The 24,399-nt window shown below is 41.3% G+C and carries 24 protein-coding genes; 18 read left to right on the top strand and 6 right to left on the bottom strand.

Annotated features, from left to right (window positions below; genetic code table 11):
• Positions 1-207: 207 nt before the first annotated feature.
• Positions 208-999 (top strand): 3D domain-containing protein, encoded by a 792-nt coding sequence (locus MHI41_RS09635; protein ID WP_135227097.1) that lies wholly within the window; start codon positions 208-210, stop codon positions 997-999.
• 152 nt (positions 1,000-1,151) lie between these two features.
• On the opposite strand, the gene MHI41_RS09630 is transcribed toward MHI41_RS09635, so the two are convergent.
• Entirely contained in the window at positions 1,152-1,658 is a 507-nt protein-coding gene (locus MHI41_RS09630) for a GNAT family N-acetyltransferase (RefSeq protein WP_008346514.1), read from the bottom strand.
• A 204-nt stretch (positions 1,659-1,862) separates the two neighbouring features.
• Between MHI41_RS09630 and MHI41_RS09625 the strand changes: the two genes are divergently transcribed.
• From MHI41_RS09625 to prpB, 4 genes are all read left to right on the top strand, one after another.
• Positions 1,863-2,402, top strand: coding sequence for a DUF420 domain-containing protein (locus MHI41_RS09625; protein ID WP_008346516.1), 540 nt, complete (start codon positions 1,863-1,865; stop codon positions 2,400-2,402).
• 167 nt (positions 2,403-2,569) lie between these two features.
• On the top strand, positions 2,570-3,712 hold the full coding sequence (gene mmgD, locus MHI41_RS09620; protein ID WP_342494156.1) for a citrate synthase: 1,143 nt from the start codon (positions 2,570-2,572) through the stop codon (positions 3,710-3,712).
• 2 nt (positions 3,713-3,714) lie between these two features.
• Positions 3,715-5,151, top strand: coding sequence for a bifunctional 2-methylcitrate dehydratase/aconitate hydratase (locus tag MHI41_RS09615; protein ID WP_342494155.1), 1,437 nt, complete (start codon positions 3,715-3,717; stop codon positions 5,149-5,151).
• Positions 5,152-5,163: 12 nt separating this feature from the next.
• Complete coding sequence (gene prpB / locus MHI41_RS09610; protein ID WP_272511622.1) at positions 5,164-6,081, top strand: methylisocitrate lyase; 918 nt, start codon at positions 5,164-5,166, stop codon at positions 6,079-6,081.
• A 34-nt stretch (positions 6,082-6,115) separates the two neighbouring features.
• Here the strand turns inward: prpB and MHI41_RS09605 are convergent, their stop codons facing one another.
• Together MHI41_RS09605 and MHI41_RS09600 are read right to left on the bottom strand one after the other, a co-directional pair.
• Positions 6,116-6,778, bottom strand: a complete 663-nt coding sequence (locus MHI41_RS09605; RefSeq protein WP_008346523.1) for a lysozyme family protein — start codon at positions 6,776-6,778, stop codon at positions 6,116-6,118.
• A gap of 97 nt (positions 6,779-6,875) precedes the next feature.
• Positions 6,876-8,201 carry an APC family permease gene (locus MHI41_RS09600; RefSeq protein WP_065460547.1) on the bottom strand — a complete coding sequence of 442 codons (1,326 nt, stop codon included), beginning with the start codon at positions 8,199-8,201 and terminating at the stop codon, positions 6,876-6,878.
• A 187-nt stretch (positions 8,202-8,388) separates the two neighbouring features.
• Between MHI41_RS09600 and czrA the strand changes: the two genes are divergently transcribed.
• Complete coding sequence (gene czrA / locus MHI41_RS09595; RefSeq protein WP_007500691.1) at positions 8,389-8,718, top strand: Zn(II)-responsive metalloregulatory transcriptional repressor CzrA; 330 nt, start codon at positions 8,389-8,391, stop codon at positions 8,716-8,718.
• 35 nt (positions 8,719-8,753) lie between these two features.
• Here the strand turns inward: czrA and MHI41_RS09590 are convergent, their stop codons facing one another.
• On the bottom strand, positions 8,754-9,278 hold the full coding sequence (locus MHI41_RS09590; RefSeq protein ID WP_113747263.1) for a mother cell-specific membrane sporulation protein: 525 nt from the start codon (positions 9,276-9,278) through the stop codon (positions 8,754-8,756).
• 118 nt (positions 9,279-9,396) lie between these two features.
• On the opposite strand from MHI41_RS09590, the gene MHI41_RS09585 reads away from it, so the two are divergent.
• The 7 genes from MHI41_RS09585 (at position 9,397) to MHI41_RS09555 (ending at position 15,403) form a co-directional block, all read left to right on the top strand.
• Positions 9,397-10,320, top strand: coding sequence for a YafY family protein (locus MHI41_RS09585; protein WP_282833921.1), 924 nt, complete (start codon positions 9,397-9,399; stop codon positions 10,318-10,320).
• Between the two features lie 53 nt (positions 10,321-10,373).
• Positions 10,374-10,850 carry a GyrI-like domain-containing protein gene (locus MHI41_RS09580; RefSeq protein WP_282833922.1) on the top strand — a complete coding sequence of 159 codons (477 nt, stop codon included), beginning with the start codon at positions 10,374-10,376 and terminating at the stop codon, positions 10,848-10,850.
• A 38-nt stretch (positions 10,851-10,888) separates the two neighbouring features.
• Complete coding sequence (locus MHI41_RS09575) at positions 10,889-11,608, top strand: MBL fold metallo-hydrolase (protein WP_282833923.1); 720 nt, start codon at positions 10,889-10,891, stop codon at positions 11,606-11,608.
• A gap of 3 nt (positions 11,609-11,611) precedes the next feature.
• Positions 11,612-12,184 (top strand): TetR/AcrR family transcriptional regulator, encoded by a 573-nt coding sequence (locus tag MHI41_RS09570; protein ID WP_008346533.1) that lies wholly within the window; start codon positions 11,612-11,614, stop codon positions 12,182-12,184.
• A 151-nt stretch (positions 12,185-12,335) separates the two neighbouring features.
• Complete coding sequence (locus MHI41_RS09565; RefSeq protein ID WP_249476581.1) at positions 12,336-13,217, top strand: hypothetical protein; 882 nt, start codon at positions 12,336-12,338, stop codon at positions 13,215-13,217.
• A complete protein-coding gene (locus MHI41_RS09560; RefSeq protein WP_342494154.1) occupies positions 13,180-13,785 on the top strand; it encodes a DUF4166 domain-containing protein in 606 nt (201 codons plus the stop codon). Before MHI41_RS09565 ends, MHI41_RS09560 begins: the two co-directional genes overlap by 38 nt.
• Positions 13,778-15,403: a YndJ family protein gene (locus MHI41_RS09555; protein WP_282833926.1), complete on the top strand. Its 1,626-nt coding sequence runs from the start codon at positions 13,778-13,780 to the stop codon at positions 15,401-15,403. Before MHI41_RS09560 ends, MHI41_RS09555 begins: the two co-directional genes overlap by 8 nt.
• Here the strand turns inward: MHI41_RS09555 and MHI41_RS09550 are convergent.
• Positions 15,400-15,879: a hypothetical protein gene (locus MHI41_RS09550; protein ID WP_007500681.1), complete on the bottom strand. Its 480-nt coding sequence runs from the start codon at positions 15,877-15,879 to the stop codon at positions 15,400-15,402. The two genes, MHI41_RS09555 and MHI41_RS09550, sit on opposite strands and share 4 nt — an antisense overlap.
• 266 nt (positions 15,880-16,145) lie before the next feature.
• Here MHI41_RS09550 and csaA point away from each other — a divergent pair, with 266 nt between their 5' ends.
• The 3 genes from csaA (at position 16,146) to MHI41_RS09535 (ending at position 20,020) form a co-directional block, all read left to right on the top strand.
• Entirely contained in the window at positions 16,146-16,478 is a 333-nt protein-coding gene (csaA, locus tag MHI41_RS09545; RefSeq protein ID WP_008346544.1) for a chaperone CsaA, read from the top strand.
• A gap of 517 nt (positions 16,479-16,995) precedes the next feature.
• The gene (locus MHI41_RS09540) at positions 16,996-18,387 is read left to right on the top strand and encodes an MFS transporter (RefSeq protein WP_008346546.1); all 1,392 of its coding nucleotides are present in this window, start codon (positions 16,996-16,998) and stop codon (positions 18,385-18,387) included.
• Between the two features lie 25 nt (positions 18,388-18,412).
• The gene (locus MHI41_RS09535; protein WP_342494153.1) at positions 18,413-20,020 is read left to right on the top strand and encodes a glycoside hydrolase family 43 protein; all 1,608 of its coding nucleotides are present in this window, start codon (positions 18,413-18,415) and stop codon (positions 20,018-20,020) included.
• A 46-nt stretch (positions 20,021-20,066) separates the two neighbouring features.
• Here MHI41_RS09535 and MHI41_RS09530 read toward each other — a convergent pair whose 3' ends face one another.
• On the bottom strand, positions 20,067-21,227 hold the full coding sequence (locus MHI41_RS09530; RefSeq protein ID WP_342494152.1) for an ROK family transcriptional regulator: 1,161 nt from the start codon (positions 21,225-21,227) through the stop codon (positions 20,067-20,069).
• Between the two features lie 213 nt (positions 21,228-21,440).
• On the opposite strand from MHI41_RS09530, the gene xylA reads away from it, so the two are divergent.
• Together xylA and xylB are read left to right on the top strand one after the other, a co-directional pair.
• Positions 21,441-22,778, top strand: coding sequence for a xylose isomerase (xylA, locus tag MHI41_RS09525; protein ID WP_342494151.1), 1,338 nt, complete (start codon positions 21,441-21,443; stop codon positions 22,776-22,778).
• 33 nt (positions 22,779-22,811) lie between these two features.
• Positions 22,812-24,305: a xylulokinase gene (gene xylB, locus MHI41_RS09520; protein ID WP_342494150.1), complete on the top strand. Its 1,494-nt coding sequence runs from the start codon at positions 22,812-22,814 to the stop codon at positions 24,303-24,305.
• Positions 24,306-24,399: the final 94 nt, after the last annotated feature.

Here is a 24,399-nt window from a genome sequence, read left to right as displayed (position 1 = left end):
TTCATCATGATGATTTCCATCCCTTCAAAACCTTGATATGATGCGGAATTGAGCCATTTAGTGGGCTGATTTACCAATGGAGACAGATGTTTCATGTAAAGGAACTGTAATCTAAAACATATCGTTTTGTTATTGAAATGACATTTACATATGTTACGATAGCACTCGTTAGCCGCCATAAAAAGCTAACAAGGGAGGATTTACTTTATGAAGAAGACTATTATGTCCTTGGTTGCTGTTGCAGCAATCTCAACAACAGCATTAGGAGCACAGCAAGCTTCTGCAAAGGAAATCACTGTACAGAAAGGTGATACACTTTGGGGAATCTCTCAAAAAAATGATGTGTCTCTAAAGGACCTAAAGGGTTGGAACAATTTATCTACAGACATGATCTATGTAGGAGATAAATTGACAATCTCTTCAAAAGAGAAAACTCAGGAGCAGTACAAAGTCCAGAAGGGGGACAGCCTCTGGAAAATCGCTCAAAAATTCAATGTGTCAATTAGCGATCTTAAGTCTTGGAATAACTTAAACTCAGATATAATTATGATTGGTTCAACACTAAGTGTTGCTGGTCAAAGCTCAGCTCCGGTAAGCTCAGAACCTGTTCAAAAACAGGCACCTGTCCAAAAAGAGCAAACAACGAAAAAAGCTGCTCCTAAAAAGGAAACAGCTAAAGCAGAATCATCTTCTGCTAGTCAAAGTGTACAAAAAGAAATGACTGTAACGGCTACGGCTTATACAGCAAATGATGGTGGCATCTCAGGTATCACTGCAACAGGGGTAAACTTAAACAAAAACCCAAATGCAAAAGTAATCGCAGTAGATCCTAATGTCATTCCATTAGGAAGTAAGGTTTATGTTGAAGGCTACGGTGAAGCCATCGCAGCAGATACTGGCGGCGCAATTAAAGGTAACAAAATTGATGTACACGTACCAAGCAAATCCCAAGCTAAAAATTGGGGCGTAAAATCAGTCAAAGTGAAAGTACTTAACTAGTAGTCTATTGTTTTTGGAAGAAAGCATCAGGTGGCGGCCTGATGCTTTTATTATACCTTTTTTTGGCCGGAAATACACATATTTTTCTGAAAAATTCGCATTTTCGACAAAAACCAGCGTATAAGCCCATCTCAACGCTGGTTTTTGTGTCGTTAGCTGTCTACCCAATAAATTTCTCCGCTTTGCTCTTTCCAATTAATTTGGACATCAAAATGGTGTTTTTCATAAAAATGAATCAGGCGGTCCACATGGTTCCAATCTCTTTTGACGAGATCCCCAGTAATGACTGGAATGTTTTGCTCTCTTGCGATTTCTTTTAAATGCTTCATACAAATTGATCCATAGCCATTATCAGGCGGGCCTTTAATATCGGCAATGTGAATCTTTCCTTCTTCAGGATATTCCGCGATCAAGGAAAAATCAGATTGTCCGCGAAAAGCTTTTTCGCAATCGCTTAACATGATTTTGCACGTATCTGCATTCTCAATTGCAGAGACGATCATCCATTCATCTTCCTTCGCTTGATCAATGCCAATAATCTTTGCTTTTTTTGAAATATCTTTTATATTTTCTTGCATTCGATACATTTGGAACTGCAACTGCTGTAATTCTTGCTCTAATGTCTTCACATCTTTTGTTGTTTCCTGTAAGATTGACAAGTCTATTGCTCCTTTCATAGAAGAGTTGATAAAAACCACACAAATTCCCATTCTAAAGGAAGTGAGTGGATCTTTCAAGCCGCTAGAAGGCAGGCAATCGGCAAGTTTGTCTAAAATTCGACGAAGACAGCGAATTCATTGACTTTAGAGAGAAAGTTAAATAACATACTCTTAGTCGGAACTAATAAAGAGAGGTTTTCAAACATGAACGAACAGAATCAAAAACCGAAAAATTTCACCGGCATTGTTGTCTTTTTAACAATTGCCATAAACGGCTTAATTGCTTTATTATTTTTCATGCCAAAAACAGATAAATTTAGTCATCTGGATATTACATTTCTGCCGTTACTGAATGCCGTGATGAACAGTTTTACGTTTATCTTTTTACTTTCAGCGCTCATTATGATTAAACAAAAGAACATTAAAGCCCATAGACGATTTATCTTTGCGGCTTTTTCAACAACACTTGTCTTTTTAATTTCGTATGTGACGTATCATTCAATGGCAGCTGATACACACTTCGGGGGAGAAGGAATCATTCGTCCGATTTACTTCTTTATTCTCATCACACATATCGTCTTATCTGCCGTCATTGTACCGCTTGCACTGATCACTCTCTTTAGAGGCGCACAAATGCAAGTCGAACGTCATCGTAAAATTGCCAGATGGACCATGCCTCTTTGGCTCTATGTCAGTCTAACCGGTGTCATCGTATATATCATGATTTCTCCATACTACAGCTAACGTATGTCCATTTGGACATACGTTCTTTTATTTACAAGATGAAGTGCTTTGGATAAAATGGGAATTGGGTATCCGACTTGCACGGTATCTTCCCACCTATAGAATCACATCATGTCTGGCCGTTTGCTCGTTTGGAGAACACAATTGAACGAAACGGGGGTTATATGATGACTGAACAATTGCAGTACAAACCGGGGCTTGAAGACATTGTGGCAAGCGAAACGTCAATTTCGTTCCTAGATGTCCAGCAAGAAGAAATTGTGATTCGCGGTTATGACCTCATCGAGCTGGCACAAAACAAGACGTACTTAGAAACAGCCTATCTGCTCATTTACGGAAGATTACCAGATGCAATGGAATATCACCAATTTCAGCAAGATATTTCCTCACAAACAAGCTTACATCCAACCATTCAAACCATTTTGACAAAACTGCCAAAAACCACTCACCCAATGGATGCCATGAGAACGTGTTTATCTGCTCTTGCAGGGTACGATGAACAACTGAATGATCGATCAGAAGTATGCCAACAAGCGCGTGCCGTTCGATTACTTGGCCAGCTGCCAGCGATTGTTGCGGGAAGCTATCATATTCTCACACAAGACACCACACCTACTTCAGACCAGACCAAATCCTATACTGAAAACTTTCTAGCGATGTTAACAGGCCGCACTCCGGCACAAGACGAAATCAAAGCATTTGACCAAACACTCACGCTTTATAGTGAGCATGAGCTGCCGAATTCAACATTTGCAGCAAGAGTCATTGCATCTACTCATTCTGACATGTATGGTGCTTTTACTGGAGCGATTTCTTCATTAAAAGGTGACTTACACGGAGGCGCAAACGAAGCAGTCATGCACATGCTGCTCGAAGGCAAAACAACAGAAGGTTTCCTTGCGCTCATCGAACGTAAATTAGCCGCAAAAGAAAAAATGATGGGCTTTGGACACCGGGTATATATGAGAAAAATGGACCCAAGAGCGGCTCTTTTAAAACGATCGTTGAAAACGCTTACCGAATCAAAAGGAGACACGACGTTGTATGACATGTGCGTCGCAGGCGAGGCATACATGAAAGAAAAGAAAAACCTCTATCCAAACCTTGATTATTACGCAGCACCGATTTATTACGTGCTCGGCATTCCTATTTCACTATATACACCGATTTTCTTTGCTGCGAGAGCAAGCGGATTAGCAGCGCATGTCATCGAGCAGCATTCACACAATCGGATTTTTAGACCGAGAGTACGGTATTTAGGACCAAGAGGATTAAAAGTCTCAAATGATGATGGAAAAACGGGGGAATGAATATGAATAAAACAGCAGTAGCCAATCAAACAGATCAACTATTAGAAGACATCGCAGCCTATGCCGTGGATGGAGAAATTACGAGCAAAGAGGCCATTGAAACAGCTCGGTATGTACTCATGGATACACTTGGCTGCGGAATGCTGGCGCTCAACTTTCCAGAATGCACGAAGCATCTTGGACCCATCGTACCTGGAACTGTTGTCCCTAACGGAGCAAGAGTGCCCGGCACTTCATTTGTATTAGATCCTGTTCAAGCGGCTTTTGATATTGGCTGTATGATTCGCTGGTTAGATTATAATGACACGTGGCTTGCACAGGAGTGGGGCCATCCATCAGATAACCTGGGCGGGATATTGGCTATAAGCGATTATATCAGCAGAACTCGCCTTACAAACGGAGAAGAGCCGCTAACGATGAATGACGTACTGCATGCGATTGTAAAGGCACATGAAATACAAGGTGTGCTTGCTTTAGAAAATTGTTTGAATCGAAATGGCTTGGATCATGTTCTTTTTGTCAAGGTGGCATCAAGTGCAGTCGTTTGTGCAATGCTTGGCGGAACGAAAGAAGATGTGCAGCATGTGTTATCACAAGCATTTGTGGATAATTCACCGCTTAGAACGTACCGGCATGCCCCGAACACAGGATCAAGGAAATCGTGGGCAGCAGGGGATGCTACAAGCCGTGCGGTGAGACTGGCGATGATGACATTGAAAGGAGAAATGGGCTATCAAACGCCCCTCAGTGCAGAAAAGTGGGGATTTGAAGATGTGTTAATGAAAGGAAAACCACTCACACTTGCCCAGCCGCTCGGGTCATATGTGATCGAAAATGTACTCTTTAAAATTGCTTATCCAGCAGAATTTCATGCGCAAACTGCCGCTGAGGCCGCTGTCATTCTACATGACGCGGTAAAAGACCGTTTAGATGAGATTGACAGGATTGAGATTACGACACATGAATCAGCCATTCGAATTATTGATAAAAAAGGACCACTTTACAACCCGGCAGACCGTGACCATTGCTTGCAGTATATTACGGCCATTGGGTTGATCTATGGTGAGCTGACCGCTGATCATTATGAAGAAGAAACGGCGCAGAATCCGCTCATTGACCGTTTGCGTGATCAAATGATCGTGAAAGAAGATAAAAGGTATACAGAAGACTATTTAGATCCGAAAAAGAGATCAATTGCAAACTGTGTTCAAATCTTCTTTAAAGACGGAACGATGACAGATCGAATCGAAATTGAATATCCGCTTGGTCATCGCAGAAGAAGGCAGGAAGGGATCCCACTGCTTGAAAAGAAATGGGTGTATCATTTGAAAACGAGATTTCCACAAAAACAAGTCGATCAAATTGTTTCACTTTGTCAAAATCCAAATCAATTAAAAACAACGACAGTACCAGCATTTATGGATTTATTTGTCATATAAGGGGGAGCTAGTGTGTGGATCGTGAATGATGAAGTAAATCAAGCTGACTTAGCCGCAGCTTTTAAAGAGCAAATGCACAAATCCGCTTTATTTCAAATTCCAGGCGTTCACGATGGAATGTCTGCGCTCTATGCGAGGAAAATGGGATTTCAAGGGCTTTATTTATCGGGTGCCGCTTTTTGCGCAAGCAAAGGGCTTCCTGACCTTGGTATGATTCATTCCACTGAAATGGCGGAAAAGGCAAAGGAAATCATTCGAGCTTCTCAGCTGCCTCTTTTAGTTGATATGGATACTGGCTATGGCGGTGTATTAAATGCAGCCAGAGCAGCAAAAGAGATGGTTGAGAGCAAGGTAGCTGCTGTTCAAATTGAAGATCAGCAAATGCCGAAGAAATGCGGACATTTAAACGGAAAATTACTTGTTTCTGTAGAAGAAATGATGGCGAAAATCAAAGCGATCAAACAAGCGGCTCCTACACTTCTTGTCATCGCAAGAACGGATGCGAAGTCAGTAAACGGGATGGAGGATGTCATTCACCGGGCTAATCTCTATCTAGAAGCAGGAGCAGATGCCATTTTTCCTGAGGCGCTGATTACAGCAGAAGATTTCACGTATGCTTCAAACAATATAAAAGGGCCGCTTCTTGCAAACATGACGGAGTTTGGAAAAACACCTTATTATCATGCAGACGAATTTTCTATGTTTGGCTTTCAAATGGTGATTTATCCTGTGTCATCCCTGAGAGTTGCTGCAAAAGCGTATGAGCGTTTATTTACAGAGATTAAGGAAAAGGGGACGCAACAGGGGATGCTGGAAGACATGCAAACGAGAAAAGAGCTATATGAAACGATTCATTATGATGAATATGAAGAAATGGACCAGCGTTTAGCCAAAACGATCCTGCCGGAAATCGGGAAAGAACATTCATAAAATGAAAAGCACTTCCTTCATGGAAGTGCTTTTTTTACGATGATGGTGTGGATGATGAAGCCAATTTCATCTTTTCTTCAACTGTTTTCGTTTTTTCTTTTACTTTTTCAGCATAAGTGAAATCACCGTAGCAATACGGATAGCGGAAGTTATCTTTGTCGCCCCCGCATGTATAAACTTCAGGGTTTCGCTTCACTTGCTTTTTGGAGTATTGCTTTGCCAATTCTTCGGAATGTTTTCCCCCGTTTTTTGCAACAAAATCAATATAGCCGATTCCCATGTTATAGCTTTGAATAATGGTTTCCAAATCAACGCCTTTTTTCTTCCCATGCTTGTACATGGTTGAAAAATGATGGACTCCTTGTTTAATGCTTTTCTGAGGGTCATTGATTTCATTTCGTTTCAAACCAAGAGATTCAGAGGACTGCATTGGATCTCCGCCTCTGCCTTTTGATTCTTGATACATCATACCGAGAATTAACGCGGTATATTGATCTAAATCTTGATCTCTTAACTCTGTTTCTACAAGCGGTTTGTAATCATCCAATCTCGACAAAACAATTGATTCCGTATCAATCGGCAGCTTTTTTAACTCCTTTTGATTAAAGGAAATGACAATGGCCGCTAATACGCAAACAAACAGAAAAATCGTGAAACAGCCTGAAATGGCAAAACATCCTGTTTTTTTCTTTTTCAAGGTCAGTTCACCCCTGTTTTGCCCCGCTTTTAAAAGGGAAGTACAGCCTTTATATTATGCCATATCCTGCACAGGATACCAAGTGAAAACCTTATATTCAATCATAGCCAAACGTAAATTCTGTTCTTGTTTTCAGTCTATAGCAGAAATAAACAAAACCGATCATGAGCCACACCATGCCGATGATTAATGCATTTGTACTGATGCTTGTTAAGAGCCAAATACAAAAAGCCGTTCCGCAAAGAGGGATGATGGCATACCTCAGTGTGTTTAATACACCTCTTTGTTTTTGTTTGATGAAATAGTAAGCGAAAACAGACAAGTTAACAAACGTAAATCCAATTAATGCCCCGAAGCTGATAAACGAGTAAATGACCTCAAGCTCACCAACAACTGCGGTTAACGAGAAAACACCAATTAATAAAATATTAAATACAGGCGTTTTCAATGTTGGGTGAATATAACCGAAGAAACGCTTTGGTAATGATTGATCTCTTCCCATCGCATACAAGAGTCTTGCGGCACTCGCATGTGATGATAGGGAGGAAGAGATGACAGCGACCATGGTGCCGGCTAAAAAGAATGAGTGGAGAAACGCGCCGCCCACAAATTCCGCAATTTCAAGTGATGCCGCATCTGGATGCTTGAACTGTTGAAAATTTGGAAACACCTGCTGTAAAAAATAAGAGGTGAGGGTAAACAGCACACCTCCAATGGCGACCGTTAAAAATATGGCGAGAGGAATCGTTCTTTTTGGCTTAATTGTTTCCTCAGACATAGTCGAAATCGCATCAAATCCTAGAAAAGAAAAACATAAAATCGTCGCGCCGGAAAAAATAAGGGCGGGATCTAAGCTTGCTGAATAAAACGGACGGGTTGACAGTAACTCTCCCGTGCCTGCATGCTGCGTGAGCCCATAAATAATAAACCCAACAAATGTAACAGCGACAATCACCTGAAAGGTCACAAGTAGCGCTGTAATGTTGGCTGTAAGACGTATACCGATTACATTGACAGTCGTTATGGCGATAGCAAGTATGATGATCCAAATGTAATGAGGTACATCAGGAAAGGCTGCGGTTAAATATGCACTTCCGATTGCAAAATTCACCATAGGCAAAAATAAATAGTCTAGCAATAGTGTCCAGCCTACAAGAAAGCCAACGTGAGGATGAATACTTTTTTGCGCGTATGTATATGCAGATCCTGCTTTTGGAAAAGCCTTCACCATATTCCCATAGCTAAGCGCTGTCAATAGTAATGCCAGTAAAGTAAAGATATAAGCTGCAGCAACGTGTCCTTTCGTCAGCTGAGCAACAATGCCGTATGAATCAAATACGACAAGTGGGTCCATATAAGCAAGCCCGATCACAACAAGTGGAAAAACAGTCAGGCTGCGTTTTAGTCTTGGCTCTTCAGTCAATTTGCCTATCAGCTCCTCTAAAAAAATGAATAAATAATGCTCATTTTAAAAAGAATGCTACCACGTGTCAATGCTATTTGAATAAATCTTTTTTCAAAAGGTGTGGAAGCTTTGCATGCTACACGTTTTGGTATATGATGATACATAGAATAAGTCGTGAGTTGACTGACAAGAAAGGTGAAGCGAAATGAAGGAAGAACTGAATACAAATCAAGAACAGGAACGGATGGAGCTGGACGAAGAAAGTCTATTTCTTGTCTCCCAAACATTTAAAGCCTTATCTGATCCGACGCGTATTCGTATTCTGCATTTGCTGTCTCAAGGTGAACATTCAGTAAATGATATAGCAGAAACACTAAACCTTATGCAATCAACCGTATCTCATCAGCTGCGCTTTTTAAAAAATCTTCGTCTCGTGAAATCTAGACGAGCAGGGACCTCGATTTTTTACAGTCCTGAAGATCAGCATGTGATGGAAGTGCTTGAACAAATGATACACCATGCACAGCATGATTGAGAAAAAACCTTCCTACTTTTAAATAGGAAGGTTTTTTATGCATGATGTACTTGGGTTGATCGTTTATTTGCTTTCATCATTTGATAAGAAAACACAATATAGTAAGCCGCTAGAAGGAAAAAGCTGAGTATTGTCAGCGCATCATCGCTGACAATATGCTGATACAATTCAACGATATCCATTTTGGTAATCGCATGTGTTGTCAGATTGACCGATTTAAATGCCAGCCTAGATAAAAACAAACATAAAATAAAGCTTTCAATCCATTTACTTGTTTTCACATACAGCCGGCCATTTTCTAATTTCATCTGAATCGTCTGATAGGCGTGAACGGCGAGACTGCTCCCGAAGATCATGCCAATGACGGCATAAATCAAAATACTGTGATTTTGCCATCCTTCTGATAAGAGAATAAGGGCAGTGAGACTAAATACATACATTCTCATGAAAAGATTTACCGGGCGCACAAGCTGATAGCGTCTCATTCGATTCATTCGAATGATGATCCAGATGAGCATGACGATCCCGATCATGAACAACTGCCATACGTGATGTGTCATGATGCAACCTCCTCCTGCACAGGCAGGGATGTAAACGAATGCTGGCTGTTACTTATCATTACCATTCTTTCTTTTTTTATCAAATCAAAACCTATATTTATGAAAAAGAGGAAAAGTCATGAAAATCGATCGCGTTTTGTCCATTGTGATGATACTGATTAGCAAACGGCAAGTACAGGCGAAAGACCTCGCTGAACTACATGAAGTGAGCGTGAGAACCATATACCGTGACATTGATACGATTAATCAAGCGGGGATTCCAGTTGTCACAAAACAAGGCGCAGGGGGTGGAATTTCACTCGTTGACGACTATCGTCTAGAGAAAAAATTATTCACCGATGATGATATTGAACTGATTTTAACAGCTCTTGAAAGCATCACGAGTGCATACACCTTTAAAGAAAGTGAACATGTACTAAAGAAAATGAAATCCCTGATTCCGCCTCAAAACGAAAAACAGCACCATGTATTTATTGATTTAAGCTCTTGGGGGAAAGACAGCTACTTAGAAAAGAAGCTCCAGCTCATTCATACCGCTACCTCAGCGCATCAATATATCCAGTTCACCTACCGCAATGCAAAAGGAGAAACACTTCCTAGAAAAGTAGAGCCTTATACACTTGTCTTAAAAGGAAGACACTGGTATTTGTATGCGTATTGCTGCGTGAAAAAAGCTTTTCGTCTGTTTAAACTCAAAAGAATGTCAGACCTCATCACGCATTCAGTATCTTTTCTTCCTAAACGAATAAAAAATGAAGAAAAGCCTTGGAATGATTCTTGGCACGAAGAACCTTCCGTCAGTACACTAACGCTCAGGTTGACTGAAGATTCTGTTGGTAAAGTGAAGGAATGGATAGATGAAAATGAATTCATCGTATGTGCAGATGGTACCTATCTTGCCACAATCACGTTGCCTCAGGATGATTGGTTATATAGCTTTCTTTTTTATTTAGGTCCAGATGTTGACATTGTCTCTCCGCCATCCGTTCGGGAAGCGTTTGATCTCAAGTTGAAACAATTTCAAAAACCAAAAGGAACTTGACACAATGTTGTCAGGTTTCTTTTTATATGATGGAAAAAAGGAGATGAGAATGTATGTACGATATCGTGATTTTACAGAAACAATGGATCAAGGGATTATCTGTTCGAACAACAAATGAAATGGAGCAAACAAAAGAGCGGAAGATTGCACCGCTTTGGCAGCAATTTTTCACGCAGCAGCTTCGCGGAGGCCATGCGCCAGTCATAGGGCTGTATTCAGATTATGAAAAGGATGAAAATGGAACTTATTTGTTCACAGCGGGGCAATTGGTTGACCAGCAGTTAGCACAAGATGCAAAAGAGATTCCAGGCTCCACCTACGCAAGATTTCAAACGAGAAAGGGCCCGATTGAAGAGGTTGTGTTTGAAACATGGCAGCAGATTTGGAGTTGGGATCAGCGTTATTTGCGAACATATACTGGCGATTTTGAATGGTACGACGAACGATCGATTGATCCAAAAGAAGCGCAAATTGATATTTATATTGCAGTCGATGAAAAAATAGTTGCTAAAACTAATACTATTAGTTAATATAAAACTAACGACATTAGTTTTAGGGGGAAAACAAGATGAGAGTGACAACATTTGACCGTTTGCACCAGCTTACACTCATGCCGCGTATTTTTCCGGTAAATTGTTATGTATTTGAGGAAGAGAATGAACTCATCTTAATTGATGCAGCTTTGAAAATGGCAGCAAGCTCGATAATTGAATTTGCACATCAATTAAACAAACCCATTAACAAAATTATTCTGACTCATAGTCATATGGATCATATTGGCGCACTAGATGAAGTGAAAAAGGCTTTTCCAGAGGCAGTTGTTTATTTATCGAAACGAGATGCTCGCCTGTTTGCTGGCGATTTCTCTTTACTTCCTAGTGAGCCAGAGAAAAAAGTCAAAGGCAGTTTTTCAAAAGACATTCACACAAAACCAGACGTGCTTGTTGAAGAAGGGGACGAGATTGGGTCACTTAAAGTCATTGCCACACCAGGACATACACCAGGAAGCATCTCTTTATACGATGAAAAGTCAGGGATTGTCATTGCGGGTGATGCAGTTGTGACAAAAGGCGGTTTATTTGTAACGGGTGAGTTTCGCTTCACTTTCCCATTCCCGGCTTTTGCCACTTGGGATGCAGAAACAGCACTAAAAAGCGCTGAAAAATTACTGGCATTTCCCTTGTCTTGTCTCGCAGCAGGACACGGTGATCTCATCATAGAGCCTGAGGCAAAGCTCAGAGCCGCTATCGAAAAAAGGAAGCATCAGCTACAAAAGGGAGGACAGTAAGCCATGTCTCCAAGAATGGGTATCACACAAGAAAAAATTGTTGAATCTGCCATCGAATTTGTCGATGAAGAGGGCTTTTCCGCGTTGACCATTGCTACATTGTCCAAACGGCTTAACATCAGACCACCATCTCTTTACAACCATATATCCGGTCTTCATGAAATACAGGCAGCTCTTGCTGTCAAGGGGCTGACAATGCTTTGTGAGGCCGGCAAACAAGTAACAGCGGGGCTGGAAAAAGAAGACGCTGTTTTAGCATTTGCAAGACAATATGTTCAATTTGTTCGTCAGCATCCCGGTCTTTATGAAGCTGCTTTTTCACATATGAATGAAAAAGAAGTCAGTGTGGCTGCAGAGAACCTTGCTGATTTTGTCCAATCCATCATGTCTCGTTTTGGTGTAAAAGAAGAGGACATGACGCATGTCGTCAGAGGGCTCAGAAGCTTACTGCACGGCTTTGGAGATATTTCAAACAAAAAAGGATTTCAACGGAAAGAACAGCTTGAAGATAGTGTGAGCTATGCGGTCCGTCTTTATATTGCAGGCATCAAAGAGCAAGAAGATCTGTCTCATTGACAGGTCTTTTTTATGTATCGAACCGATATGATGAAGGAGATGTAAACAAATCAAAACATTTTTTGGGCAAAAAACCAATAAAGATTTGACAGTTTTGTGAAACATGGTATGCTTATTATGTGAAATAATTCACATAGAGGAGTAGAGGCAGATGAAAAGAAAGCCTGTTTATGTGGAAACAACCATTCAAGCACCTATTGAAAAAGTATGGGAGTATACGCAAAATCCAAAGCTTCATGAACAATGGGATTTGCGATTTTCGACCATTTCATTAAATGGACCTAGTGATGAACAGCCCCAATCCTTTTTGTATGAGAAACACCTTGGATTCGGCATTAGTGTAACTGGGACAGGAGCGTATCGAACGAGCGTGAAGGATGAGCGTCATGAAAGAGCATCCTCACTTCAATTTAAATCATCACACCCTTTGTCTTTCATCAAAGAAGGCGGAGGGTATTGGAAATACATGAAAACGAATGATCACATTGTGTTTCAAACGCAATTTGATTATGAAACAAAGGAAGGAAAAGGGTGGAAATGGGCAGACCGGTTCTTTTTTCGGCCAATGATGGGGGTTATGACTGCCTTTAGCTTTGGCGCATTAAAGACGTGGCTTGAAAAGGGCACGCATCCCCGTTTGCTGCTTGAGAGAACACTTGCCCATTATGGCATTTGTTTGTTGTTTGCCATCGTCTGGTTATGTCAAGCGATCATTCCTTTTTCACCTTCTGCTTTTGATCATAGCACCGGATTTCGATTGTTTTATGCGCTATTAGGTGTATCATGGCTCATGCCTAAACTGCCAAAGAAATATGTATTCATCCTTCAAAGCATCTTTCTGCTACTGATGCTTGGTATAGGGATTTTATCGCCAGAAACGACTCTGCACGAGCCGCTGGTGCTGAGTGCATTTTTCATTTTATCCGTTGCAGGAATGATTAATTTAAAAGATTGTGTAGATGTGTTTTCGATCAAACGAAAAAGGGGAGGTAGACATGGTCGTTCATCATCATCAAGTAAAGGACTACGATAAGCTGAATCCAACATTAAAAGAACGTTATAACCGCGCGTTTACGGCCGAAGGCATCATGGAGGAAATAGGAGGCGGGACAAAGCTCATCCGATTGTTATTCAAAATCGGTCCATTGTTTCGCTGTTTTTTTCCTGAAAGAGGGCGAAATATTCCCTTCCAAATTGTGAACAAGCCTTTTACGACAAGTAAGGGAGAAGAAGGGATGCACTGGTTTCGAACGTTCTATTTTCCTGACAAGGAAAGACATTTTGATGCAGATATGATCATTGATCAGAAGAGCCATCAAGTACTTGACTACTTTGGAAAGCCTAGGCTTCTTATGTCAGAGCTTCATTTTACAGTCACGGAAAAAGGGTTCTTGCACATTCAATCAGGTAAGCAAAAGTTTTTGCTGTTTGGGCGGGAGTGGCCACTGCCTTCTTGGCTTTATGGTGAATCTGATGTAACAGAAGGTTACGATGAGCATGCAGGTGAGTATACCATTGATGTTCAAGTGAAAAATCGCCTTTTTGGCACTCTTTTTACGTATAAGGGCCGGTTTACGGAAAGGGTGTCACCTCATGAATAAATGGCATTTGATGTGTAGCATCATGTTGCTGTCCTGCTTTCTCGTTACACGTTTGACGACAGCTCCCATAGCAGAATTTTTTGTTCTCATTGCGATGTTATTTTTTCTTCCCGCTTTCTTACACTTTTTTTATCAGGAAGAGAAGAAACGGCAGCAGGAGGGGCTGATCAGCTTCATAATGAAAGCCTTTCCAGTAGCAGCTCTATGTGCAACAGGCGCATTCATCTTTCACTCTCTTTGGCTTGCATTGGGATGGCTTTTCTTTACAATGATTCTGGCTTTATTTGGTTTCACCCGTTTGCTGAAAAGAGGGGCCCATCCGCTTCATGAGCTGATGATCGATGGCGCATGTATGTATATCGCTCTAGGTGGGCTTTGGTTCTGGCTGTACATAGCAGATATACAAGTGATGACATTTTCACCGATGATTGTTCTTTTGACAGCTATTCATTTTCATTATTCGGCTTTTTTTATCCCAATCTTTTATGGCTTATTAGGAAGGCAGCGGAAAAAAGAGACGACGCTATACAAAGTGGGCGGCTGGGTTATTTTACTGTCGCCAGTGATGATTGCTGTTGGAATCAGCTATTCTCGCCTGTTTGATACGTTCAGCGTCGTTTTGTATGTGATCGCACTTTATTTGTATGGAGTTTTATGTATGACAACTTCTTTTCGTTCAACTGTCGCAAAAGGGTTCGTTGTGTTTTCTAGCATCATGTTAATGGGAACCATCGTCCTATCATTCCTTTATTCTGCCGGAATGCTTTTACATGTTACCTACATCAGCATGGATCAAATGATTTGGTTTCATGGCAGTATCAATGCAAGTTTGGTTATTTTACCAGGCCTCATAGGATGGTTGATTGAAAAACCAGCTGATCGATTGAAACAGAAGGATTTTCCGGTATCGAGAGTTCACGGTCGTTTTCAGGTCATGTCTTTTCAACATGATCACATGCAGCATGATGAGAAGATTGGTTTAGTCGATTCTCTTGACCAATTAAATGGAAAGGCATTTTCAGCAGAGAGTGTGTCACCTGTTATTCGCAGATTTTATGAGGACCCGATGTCATTTACGTTAAAAGCAGCCGTCTGTTTTCATTGGTGGGTAAGGCCGTTTGTCTTTTTGCTTCAACCTGTTTTTAGACAAATAGGACAGCTCTATTTAGGGTTATCACGAATGCCATATGAAATGCCGGGTAGTCTTTCAAGATTTCAACATCCTCTTGAAGAAAGGGAGAATGTACGTGTGTGGATCAGGCGCAATGAGAAAGGCGAGCAAGTCTTTTATGCGCTCTATGCCCAGCACCATGATGAAGAGACAGTCTATATGAATATTGCTTTGCCGCTTCCTTTTTCACAGCTTACGGCTATTTTAAAACCTTTGAATGAAAAGGAAGATTTTCTATTAAAAAGTAAAAGTCCAAAAGGCAGTACGGGTGATGAAGGATTGTATTTGCATACGTCTTTCATCACCATGAAACTGCCAATGGAAGAAAGCTTTCATATGAAAGCGAAGACGGAAAAAAGTCTCACAGCGATTCATCAAATGAAGCTATTCGGTATTCCTTTTTTAACGATTCAGTATCAAATCGACAGTGAAAGCCACTCATCTTAGTCAATGATGTCGCATGGTTCACCGTGACGAATGATGTTCACAATCGCTTGCCCATCACTCGGATGATGATCTGCATACTGTACTGGCAGTAAAGCAAAAAATACATAGTAGACTGAGAAGTAAGCAAATTGATAGAAAAATTGATGTTCTGGCAGGAAATCGTTGGCGATCATTGTATTCAATATGAGAACACTGAGCAGGTTGCATAATGATCCGCCTAAGTAGACAAGAATGTGTGAGAAACGGTTATTTCTCCTCATTTCTTCATAATGGCAAAAAGCATCTAGAAAATAGATTCTTCTAATTTCAACGACGCCTATTTTCAATACTTTTTTGCCTCGGCCAAGCGCAAACGAAACCTTTGCTCCAAACAGCCATGCGACCACAATATGGCCCAGCTGATGCAAGATGGCAACGATAGGAAGAATGACGAAAAACGACCAGCAAAACGTCCACATATCCGATAATGTAAACAAGTGTTAACCCTCCCTGAAATATTCGAGAGGAAGCAGTAGGATTATTTGCCATTTTACTGAATTCATTTTTATGATGCAAACATTTAATAGACTACTATAAAATCATTATGTAAACTAACAGAGATTTTCAATGAATAGGCTTTTTAACCCTTTCTTTTAGAAGAGTAGGGTGTGCTACAATAAAGAAATTAGTGGGAGACAAGTGATCATCTAGCAGAAGAAAAATGTGACCTTTTTATGAAAGAATGAAAGGGAGAGAGATTCTGATGGCAGATATTGAACAGTTTTTGGCGTTAGACATTCGTGTTGGGACGATAGTAGAAGCAGAGTTCTTTGCAGAAGCGAGAGTGCCTGCTTTCAAGCTCAAGATTGACTTTGGAGATGAGATTGGCATAAAACAATCTAGTGCACAGCTGACAAAGCGTTATCATGCTGAGAATCTCACCGGGAGACAAATTGTTGCAGTGGTTAATTTCCCGCCAAGAAGAATTGCCGGGTTTAAATCAGAGGTGCTTGTCTTAGGAGGCATGCCGTCAAAAGAAGACGTTGTCCTGCTTGCCACAGATGAGCCGGTTGAAAATGGCACCAAAATAGGGTAAGAAAAAAGACATCTTCATCAGAAGATGTCTTTTGCGTATTGAGGCGGAATAACCACACGCCACATTCGTGTGTGTCTCAAAGAGACGTGTTACCCGACTTACACAATTCAGCTCATCGCTTGATTAATATAGCATGGGATCAGTATGAATGCAACCATTATTTGAGTTCTCTTGGTTTTTGGAAGATAAAAAGAAGGTTCATCTCCTCATAGCATAGAAAAAATGACAGTAAATCAATTATTTGGATTATTTTTTCAAAAAATATTGAAAAGTTAGATCATATTTTATAAAATGAATTCATCTTAGTTTGTTTAATCGATAAACTAAGATGGTGATCATCTATTGATCTATTGTTTAAAGCAAATGATTTGCTGCTATGTGGGCTAAGCTGAAAGAAAGAGATGTTCAGCTTCATTTTTACAACAAATTGAAAGCGCTTTATTTTCGACCTATTGATTGCTGCTGCCCTGCACCATCTGTCCGCTAGAAGAGGCTAAGTGAAGAAGGGAGAAAACTCATGGTGAGTGAGAATTTAAAGAAGATTCGTATGTCTGAAAAAGTGGGGTATGCTTCAGGAGATTTCGCATGTAATTTAATTTATGCAACTGTCTCTACGTATCTATTATTTTTTTATACGGATGTGTATGGATTATCAGCAGCAGCAGCAGGGACGATGTTTTTGGTGGTTCGGGCCATCGATGCGCTTGCAGATCCGTTTATTGGGGCGTTGGTTGACCGAACGAACAGCCGTTTTGGCCGGTTTAGACCTTATTTGTTATTTGGTGCGTTACCTTTTGCTGTTCTTGCCATTCTTTGTTTTACGACACCGGATTTTTCCGAAATGGGAAAACTCATTTATGCGTACATCACGTATGTCGGTTTATCGCTTACATACACGTTCATCAATGTTCCTTATGGTGCTTTAACTTCCGCAATGACAAGAAATAACCAAGAGGTCGTCAGTATTACGTCTGTTCGTATGCTTTTTGCAAATCTCGGTGGTTTAGTTGTTGCTTTTTTTGTTCCGTTTCTAGCCACTTTTTTGGGTGATACAACAGGAAATACAGCGCTTGGCTGGCAGATGACAATGGCATTTCTCGGCGTTCTTGGGGGCGGATTACTGATTTTCTGTTTTAAAAGTACGAATGAGCGCGTCACGCTTCAAAAGCCAGAGGAAAAGATCAAGTTCAGTGATCTCTTTGTCCAGTTACGAGTGAATCGTCCGCTTGTTGTGTTAAGCATATTCTTTATCATTATCTTTGGTGTGAACTCGATCAGCAACTCTGTTGGGATCTATTATGTGACATATAACCTCGGCAGAGAAGATTTAGTGAAGTGGTACGGCCTGATTGGCAGTCTGCCAGCCTTAATGGTGCTGCCATTTATACCTAAGCTGCACAAACTGTTAGGAAAGAAAAGGCTGCTGAATTATTCGCTTTTGCTGAATATCGTTGGTCTTCTTGCTTTACTTGTGATACCGCCGAGCCAAATTGTGCTCATTCTTCTTTTCAGGCTAGTCGCTGCAGCTGGGAGTATTACGGCTGGCGCTTACATGTGGGCGCTTATTCCTGAAACTGTAGAATACGGTGAATATAAAACAGGAAAAAGAATGGGTGGATTGATCTACGCAGTGATTGGCTTCTTCTTTAAATTTGGTATGGCATTAGGTGGCATCGTTCCAGGACTTGTCCTTGATCGATTTGGTTATATAGCAAACCAAGTGCAAACACCAGAAGCATTGCTGGGCATTTTAATCACCACAACCGTTATCCCTGCCTGCTTACTTGTGTTAGCGATGATTGATATTCACTTTTATAACCTTGATGAAGAAAAACATAAACAAGTTGTGAGAGAGCTTGAGAACAGGGATAAAGTATATGTCGATCACATCGACGATTTTAAAATGTAGTGTCAGCAAAAGAGGAGGAAATTCAATGAACATTACCAATCCAGTGCTAAGAGGGTTTAACCCTGACCCAAGTATTTGCCGTGCGGGAGAGGATTATTACATGGCGGTTTCTACATTTGAATGGTTCCCGGGGGTGCAAATTTATCACTCAAAGGATCTCGTCCACTGGCGGCTCGCCGCGCGTCCCTTGCAAAAAACTTCTCAACTCGATATGAAAGGAAATCCTGATTCCGGCGGGGTATGGGCGCCGTGTTTAAGTTATGCGGATGGTCAGTTTTGGCTCATCTATTCAGATATTAAAGTAGTAGATGGTCCGTTTAAGGATGGTCATAATTATTTGGTCACAGCTGATGCAGTAGATGGCGAGTGGAGCGATCCGGTTCGGCTCAATAGTTCTGGGTTTGATCCTTCCTTGTTCCATGATCCAAGCGGAAAGAAATACGTGTTGAATATGCTGTGGGACCATCGAGAAAAACATCACTCCTTTGCAGGTATAGCCTTGCAGGAATATAGTGTATCTGAAAAAAAACTGGTCGGTGAGCGGAAGGTCATTTTTAAAGGCACGCCAATCAAACTGACAGAAGCCCCGCATCTTTATTACATCAATGATGTCTATTATTTATTAACAGCTGAAGGGGGAACACGTTACGAACATGCAGCCACAATCGCCCGTTCCTCGAGTATTGATGGGCCGTACGAGGTTCATCCTGACAACCCAATTTTAACGGCTTTTCATGCGCCTAGCCATCCACTACAAAAATGCGGGCATGCATCAATTGTACAAACGCATACAAATGAATGGTATATGGCTCATCTGACTGGCCGCCCAATTCATTCAAGTAAGGAATCCATTTTTCAGCAAAGAGGCTGGTGCCCTTTAGGAAGAGAGACAGCCATACAAAAGCTTGAATGGAAAGATGGCTGGCCGTATGTGGTAGGCGGAAAAGAGGGGCTCCTAGAGGTTGAAGCGCCTGCGATGAGCGTAAAAGAGTTCTCTCCAACCTATCACATAGTCGATGAATTTAAAGATTCATCGTTAAATAGACATTTCCAAACATTAAGAATTCCATTTACGGATCAGATTGGTTCAGTGACAGAAAACCCACATCATTTAAGGCTGTATGGGCAGGAATCTTTAACGTCTAAATTTACACAAGCGTTTGTTGCGAGGCGCTGGCAAAGCTTTTATTTTGAAGCAGAGACAGCGGTTTCCTTCTTTCCAGAAAACTTTCAGCAAGCGGCAGGTCTTGTGAATTATTATAATACGGAAAATTGGACTGCACTTCAGGTGACTTATGACGAGGCGCTTGGCCGTATCCTTGAATTATCTGTGTGTGAAAATCTGGCCTTTTCTCAGCCGCTAATCAAAAAAATTATCATCCCAGACGAGATTCCGTATGTGTATTTAAAAGTGGCCGTTCAAAGAGAGACGTACACGTATTCTTATTCTTTTGATCAACAAGAGTGGGAAAAAATAGATATAACGCTTGAATCGACCCATTTATCAGATGATTTTATTCGAGGAGGGGGATTCTTTACAGGGGCTTTTGTTGGAATGCAGTGCCAAGACACAAGCGGCGAGCGTCTGCCTGCCGATTTTAAGTATTTTCGATACGAAGAAACAACTGAATAAAAAAAGACAACACTCTAAAGGCTGTCTCTCTTTAACATGTATTCCATTATGGTGAAGGCGTGACATCACGTAAAAAAGCTTCAGTGACAAGAGATGTCATCCCTAAGGCTGGTGCGTTTTGTCCTAATGACGAAGGAAGCAGCTCCACCCGTGAGCTGAATTGTGCATCCATTCTAGAGGATACTTCATCTTGAATAACACTTAGAACGGCCTGCTCAGATTCAATGACCTTGTTTCGTAAAATAACGGCTTGTGGGTTGAAGGTATGCAGAACGTTTGTGAGACCTACCCCAATGTAAAAGCCAAAGTTACGCAAGGCATTGAGTGTTTTCATATCATTTAACTTCGCCAGCCGCTCAATATCTTGATAGGTGAATGACTGACCATCTGTTTGGAGCGATTGGAACAGTGCTTTCTCAGATGCATACAGTTCCCAGCAACCACGATTTCCGCAGCTACATGTCGGTCCATTAAAGTCGATCGTCATATGTCCCATTTCACCAGAAAAACCGTTTGTGCCTCTATATAAATGATGATTGATAATGATGCCTATTCCAATACCAGTGCCGATACTTGCATAGATCAGATGGTCATAATGTTTAGCAGCACCGAAGATTTTTTCACCGTACGCACCGGCATTTGCTTCATTCTCGATAAAAACCGGTACTTGGAATGTGTCTTGGAGGCTTGTTTTTAGATCGACATTTTTCCATTTTGAATGAGGCGTAAACACAATTTGTTCATCTGCATCGACCAGACCTGGTATACAAATCCCTATACCAATCAGCCCGTATGGGGAAGAAGGAATGTGTGAACGTAACTGCTGAATCAATTCAATTAATATACGGACGGTCACTTCAGGTGTGCTGGATGGGAGCTTGAGCTGCTCATTATGCATAATCGACCCTTCAAGGTCTGTTAAAATACCGTTGACATAATCAACACCGACATCAATGCCGATAGAGTAACCTGCACGTTTATTAAACATGAGAAGCACGGGTCTTCTTCCGCCACTAGATTCGCCTTGACCGATTTCATAAACAAGATGTTCTTTCATTAATGTACTCACTTGAGAAGAAACGGTCGATTTATTTAACCCAGTGCGTTCAGATAATTTTGCTCTGGAAATTGGTGCATGGTGCAGAATTTCGTTTAGCAATAGCTTTTGATTTATTTTTTTCACAAAGTTCTGATCCGCAATATCCATTGTATCCACTCCATTTGTTTCGTCTTTAGATTAAGTGAAGAAAAACCATTTTTTGTCGTGTTCATTCTCTATAAAACATGCTTTTCACTTTATTATAACGAAAATATTTCTAAAAAACTAAAAAATATGGAAAATTCAAAGAGATTAGTTGGTAAACTCGTTCGTTCGTTTGTTGAATCAACTTACTAAGTGAATATATAGGGGGAATCACTTATGGTCAAATCAAATATGACTTCGTTAAGTAGTTTACAGGGGATTGGCAACATTCAATATGAAGGAAAACATTCAAAGAACCCATTCGCATTTAAATATTATGATCCGAGCGAAATGATTGGCGGAAAATCAATGAAAGATCACCTGCGATTCTCCGTCGCTTATTGGCATACACTGACTGCTGATGGAACAGACATGTTTGGAACTGGCACGATGAAAAGGGCCTGGGATTCTTATAGCGGAATGGATTTGGCGAAAGCTAGATTGGAAGTGGCTTTTCAGCTCTTTGATCTATTGGATGTTCCGTATTTTTCATTCCATGACCGTGATATTGCACCAGAGGGCGACACGCTTCAAGAGACCAATCAGCAGCTAGACATCATCGTAGAAAGAATGAAAGATTACATGCAGCAAAGCGGGGTTCGGCTTCTATGGAACACGGCTAATATGTTTAAGCATCCAAGATTTGTTCACGGTGCAGCGACATCCTGTCATGCAGATGTATTTGCCTATGCAGCTGCACAAGTGAAAAAGGGCATCGAAACAGCAAAGGAACTCGGCGCAGAAAATTATGTTTTCTGGGGAGGGCGAGAAGGTTACGACACACTACTGAATACAGATATGAAAAGAGAGCTTGACCATTTGGCAGCCTTTTTGCATATGGCGGTCGATTATGCAAAAGAAATTGGATTTACAGGTCAATTTTTAATTGAGCCAAAGCCGAAGGAACCGACAACTCATCAATATGATACGGATGCAGCGACATCAATCGCCTTTTTAAAACAATATGGATTGGATACACACTTTAAATTAAATATCGAGGCCAATCATGCGACATTAGCGGGTCATACGTTTGAGCATGAGCTGCGTGTAGCAAGAATTCATGGACTGCTCGGTTCCGTTGATGCCAACCAAGGAAACTCCCTTCTAGGCTGGGACACTGATGAATTCCCAACGGATTTATATGCCACAACACTCGCCATGTATGAAATTTTGCAAAATGGCGGACTTGGAACAGGCGGTCTCAATTTTGATGCAAAAGTCAGAAGAGCCTCCTTTGAACTGGAAGATCTTCTGTATGCCCATATTGCGGGGATGGATGCATTCGCAAAAGGGCTGCGGGTGGCTCATAGACTCATAGAAGACCGTGTGTTTGAAGATGTGATCAAGCACCGGTACCGCAGTTTTTCTGAAGGAATTGGACGGGAGATTTCAGAAGGAAAGGCAAACTTTCATACATTAGAAGAATATGCACTGAAACATCCGCTCATCAGAAACGAATCTGGCAGAGAGGAACAGCTGAAAGCCAGATTAAATCAATATTTGTTAGAAGATTAATTGAGCGGGCGGATGTTTTGAAGGAGTGAACACATGAAGTATGTGATGGGAATTGATCTTGGAACGAGCGGAGTTAAAGCGATATTAGTAGATGAGAGCGGGAAGGTATGCTGCGAGACGACTAAATCTTACCGCCTCATTCAAAGCAAACCAGGTTATTGTGAGCAAAATCCTGAAGACTGGGTAGAGCAGACGATTGTCGCGATGACAGAACTTATGGAGAGAAAGCCTGTTCAGTCAATGCAGGTAGAAGGCATCAGTTTTTCTGGACAAATGCACGGACTTGTTTTATTGGATGAATCCCTTCAGGTGCTCAGGCCTGCCATCTTGTGGAATGACACAAGAACAACAGCGCAATGTGGGCGCATGACAGAAAAGCTAGGAGGCAGGCTGCAAGCGATCACAAAAAATCAGGCGTTAGAAGGGTTTACACTGCCAAAGTTGTTATGGGTAAAGGAACATGAACCAGAAATTGATCAACGAATCCATTTGTTTTTACTTCCAAAAGATTATGTCAGATATCGATTAACCGGTGCTATTCATATGGACTATTCTGATGCGGCTGGTACGTTACTGTTGGATATTGGAGAACAAACATGGAGTGAGGAGATTTGTCAAACCTTTGATATTCCGATTCGTATTTGCCCGCCACTCGTTTCATCGGAGGCGGAGGTTGGAACACTCTTGCCGCAGATCGCAAAGGAAACCGGGATGACAGAAGAGGTGAAGGTTTTTGCGGGTGGAGCGGATAATGCTTGCGGTGCCATTGGCGCCGGCATTTTATCATCAGGTCACACATTATGCAGCATTGGCACATCAGGTGTCATTCTTTCCTATGAAGAAAATCATAACAGAGAGCTGAATGGAAACTTGCATTTATTCCATCATGCAAAAAAAGACGCTTTTTATACAATGGGAGTCACTTTATCAGCAGGTTATAGCCTCGATTGGATTAAATCTTTACTTGCTCCAAATGATTCGTTTAAAGCCCTTTTAGCCGGAGCAAAGGATATAGCGCCTGGCGCAAATGGATTGCTATTTACGCCATATTTAGTTGGGGAAAGAACGCCTCATGCAGATTCAGTCATTCGTGGAAGCTTCATTGGATTAGACAGCCGGCATGAAAAAGCGCATATGGTTAGAGCTGTGCTTGAAGGAATCACTTTTTCATTAAATGAATCGATCGCTTTATTCAGGCAGGCCGGAAAAAGAATAGATGCTATTGTGTCCATTGGTGGAGGTGCGAGAAGTCATACATGGCTTCAAATGCAGGCAGACATTTTTCAAGCTGAAGTGATTCAGCTTGAAAATGAGCAAGGGCCCGCGTTAGGTGCAGCGATGCTTGCAGCAGTTGGATGCGGCTGGTACGAGTCACTTGAGGCGTGCGCGGATCAGTTTATTCATCAAGCGGCCGTATTTACACCAAATCAACAGCATGTCGATGTATATGATCATCTCTTTCGTTTGTATCAAAGCATTTATACATACACAAGAGACATTCATGCGGGTCTAGCAAAGTATCGATAATCTAGCAGTGAGTGGGGGCATGAAAGGAGGTGATGAATTCGTTTCATCTTAGAGATGACAGAATCAAAAGGATGAAAAAGGAGAGGAATGGACG

Source organism: Bacillus sp. FSL M7-0307 (assembly GCF_038627835.1).
In the GTDB taxonomy this organism is placed as follows: domain Bacteria; phylum Bacillota; class Bacilli; order Bacillales; family Bacillaceae; genus Bacillus; species Bacillus altitudinis.
The sequence above is the reverse complement of the archived record's forward strand: the minus strand, read 5'-3'. Positions and strand labels throughout refer to the sequence as shown.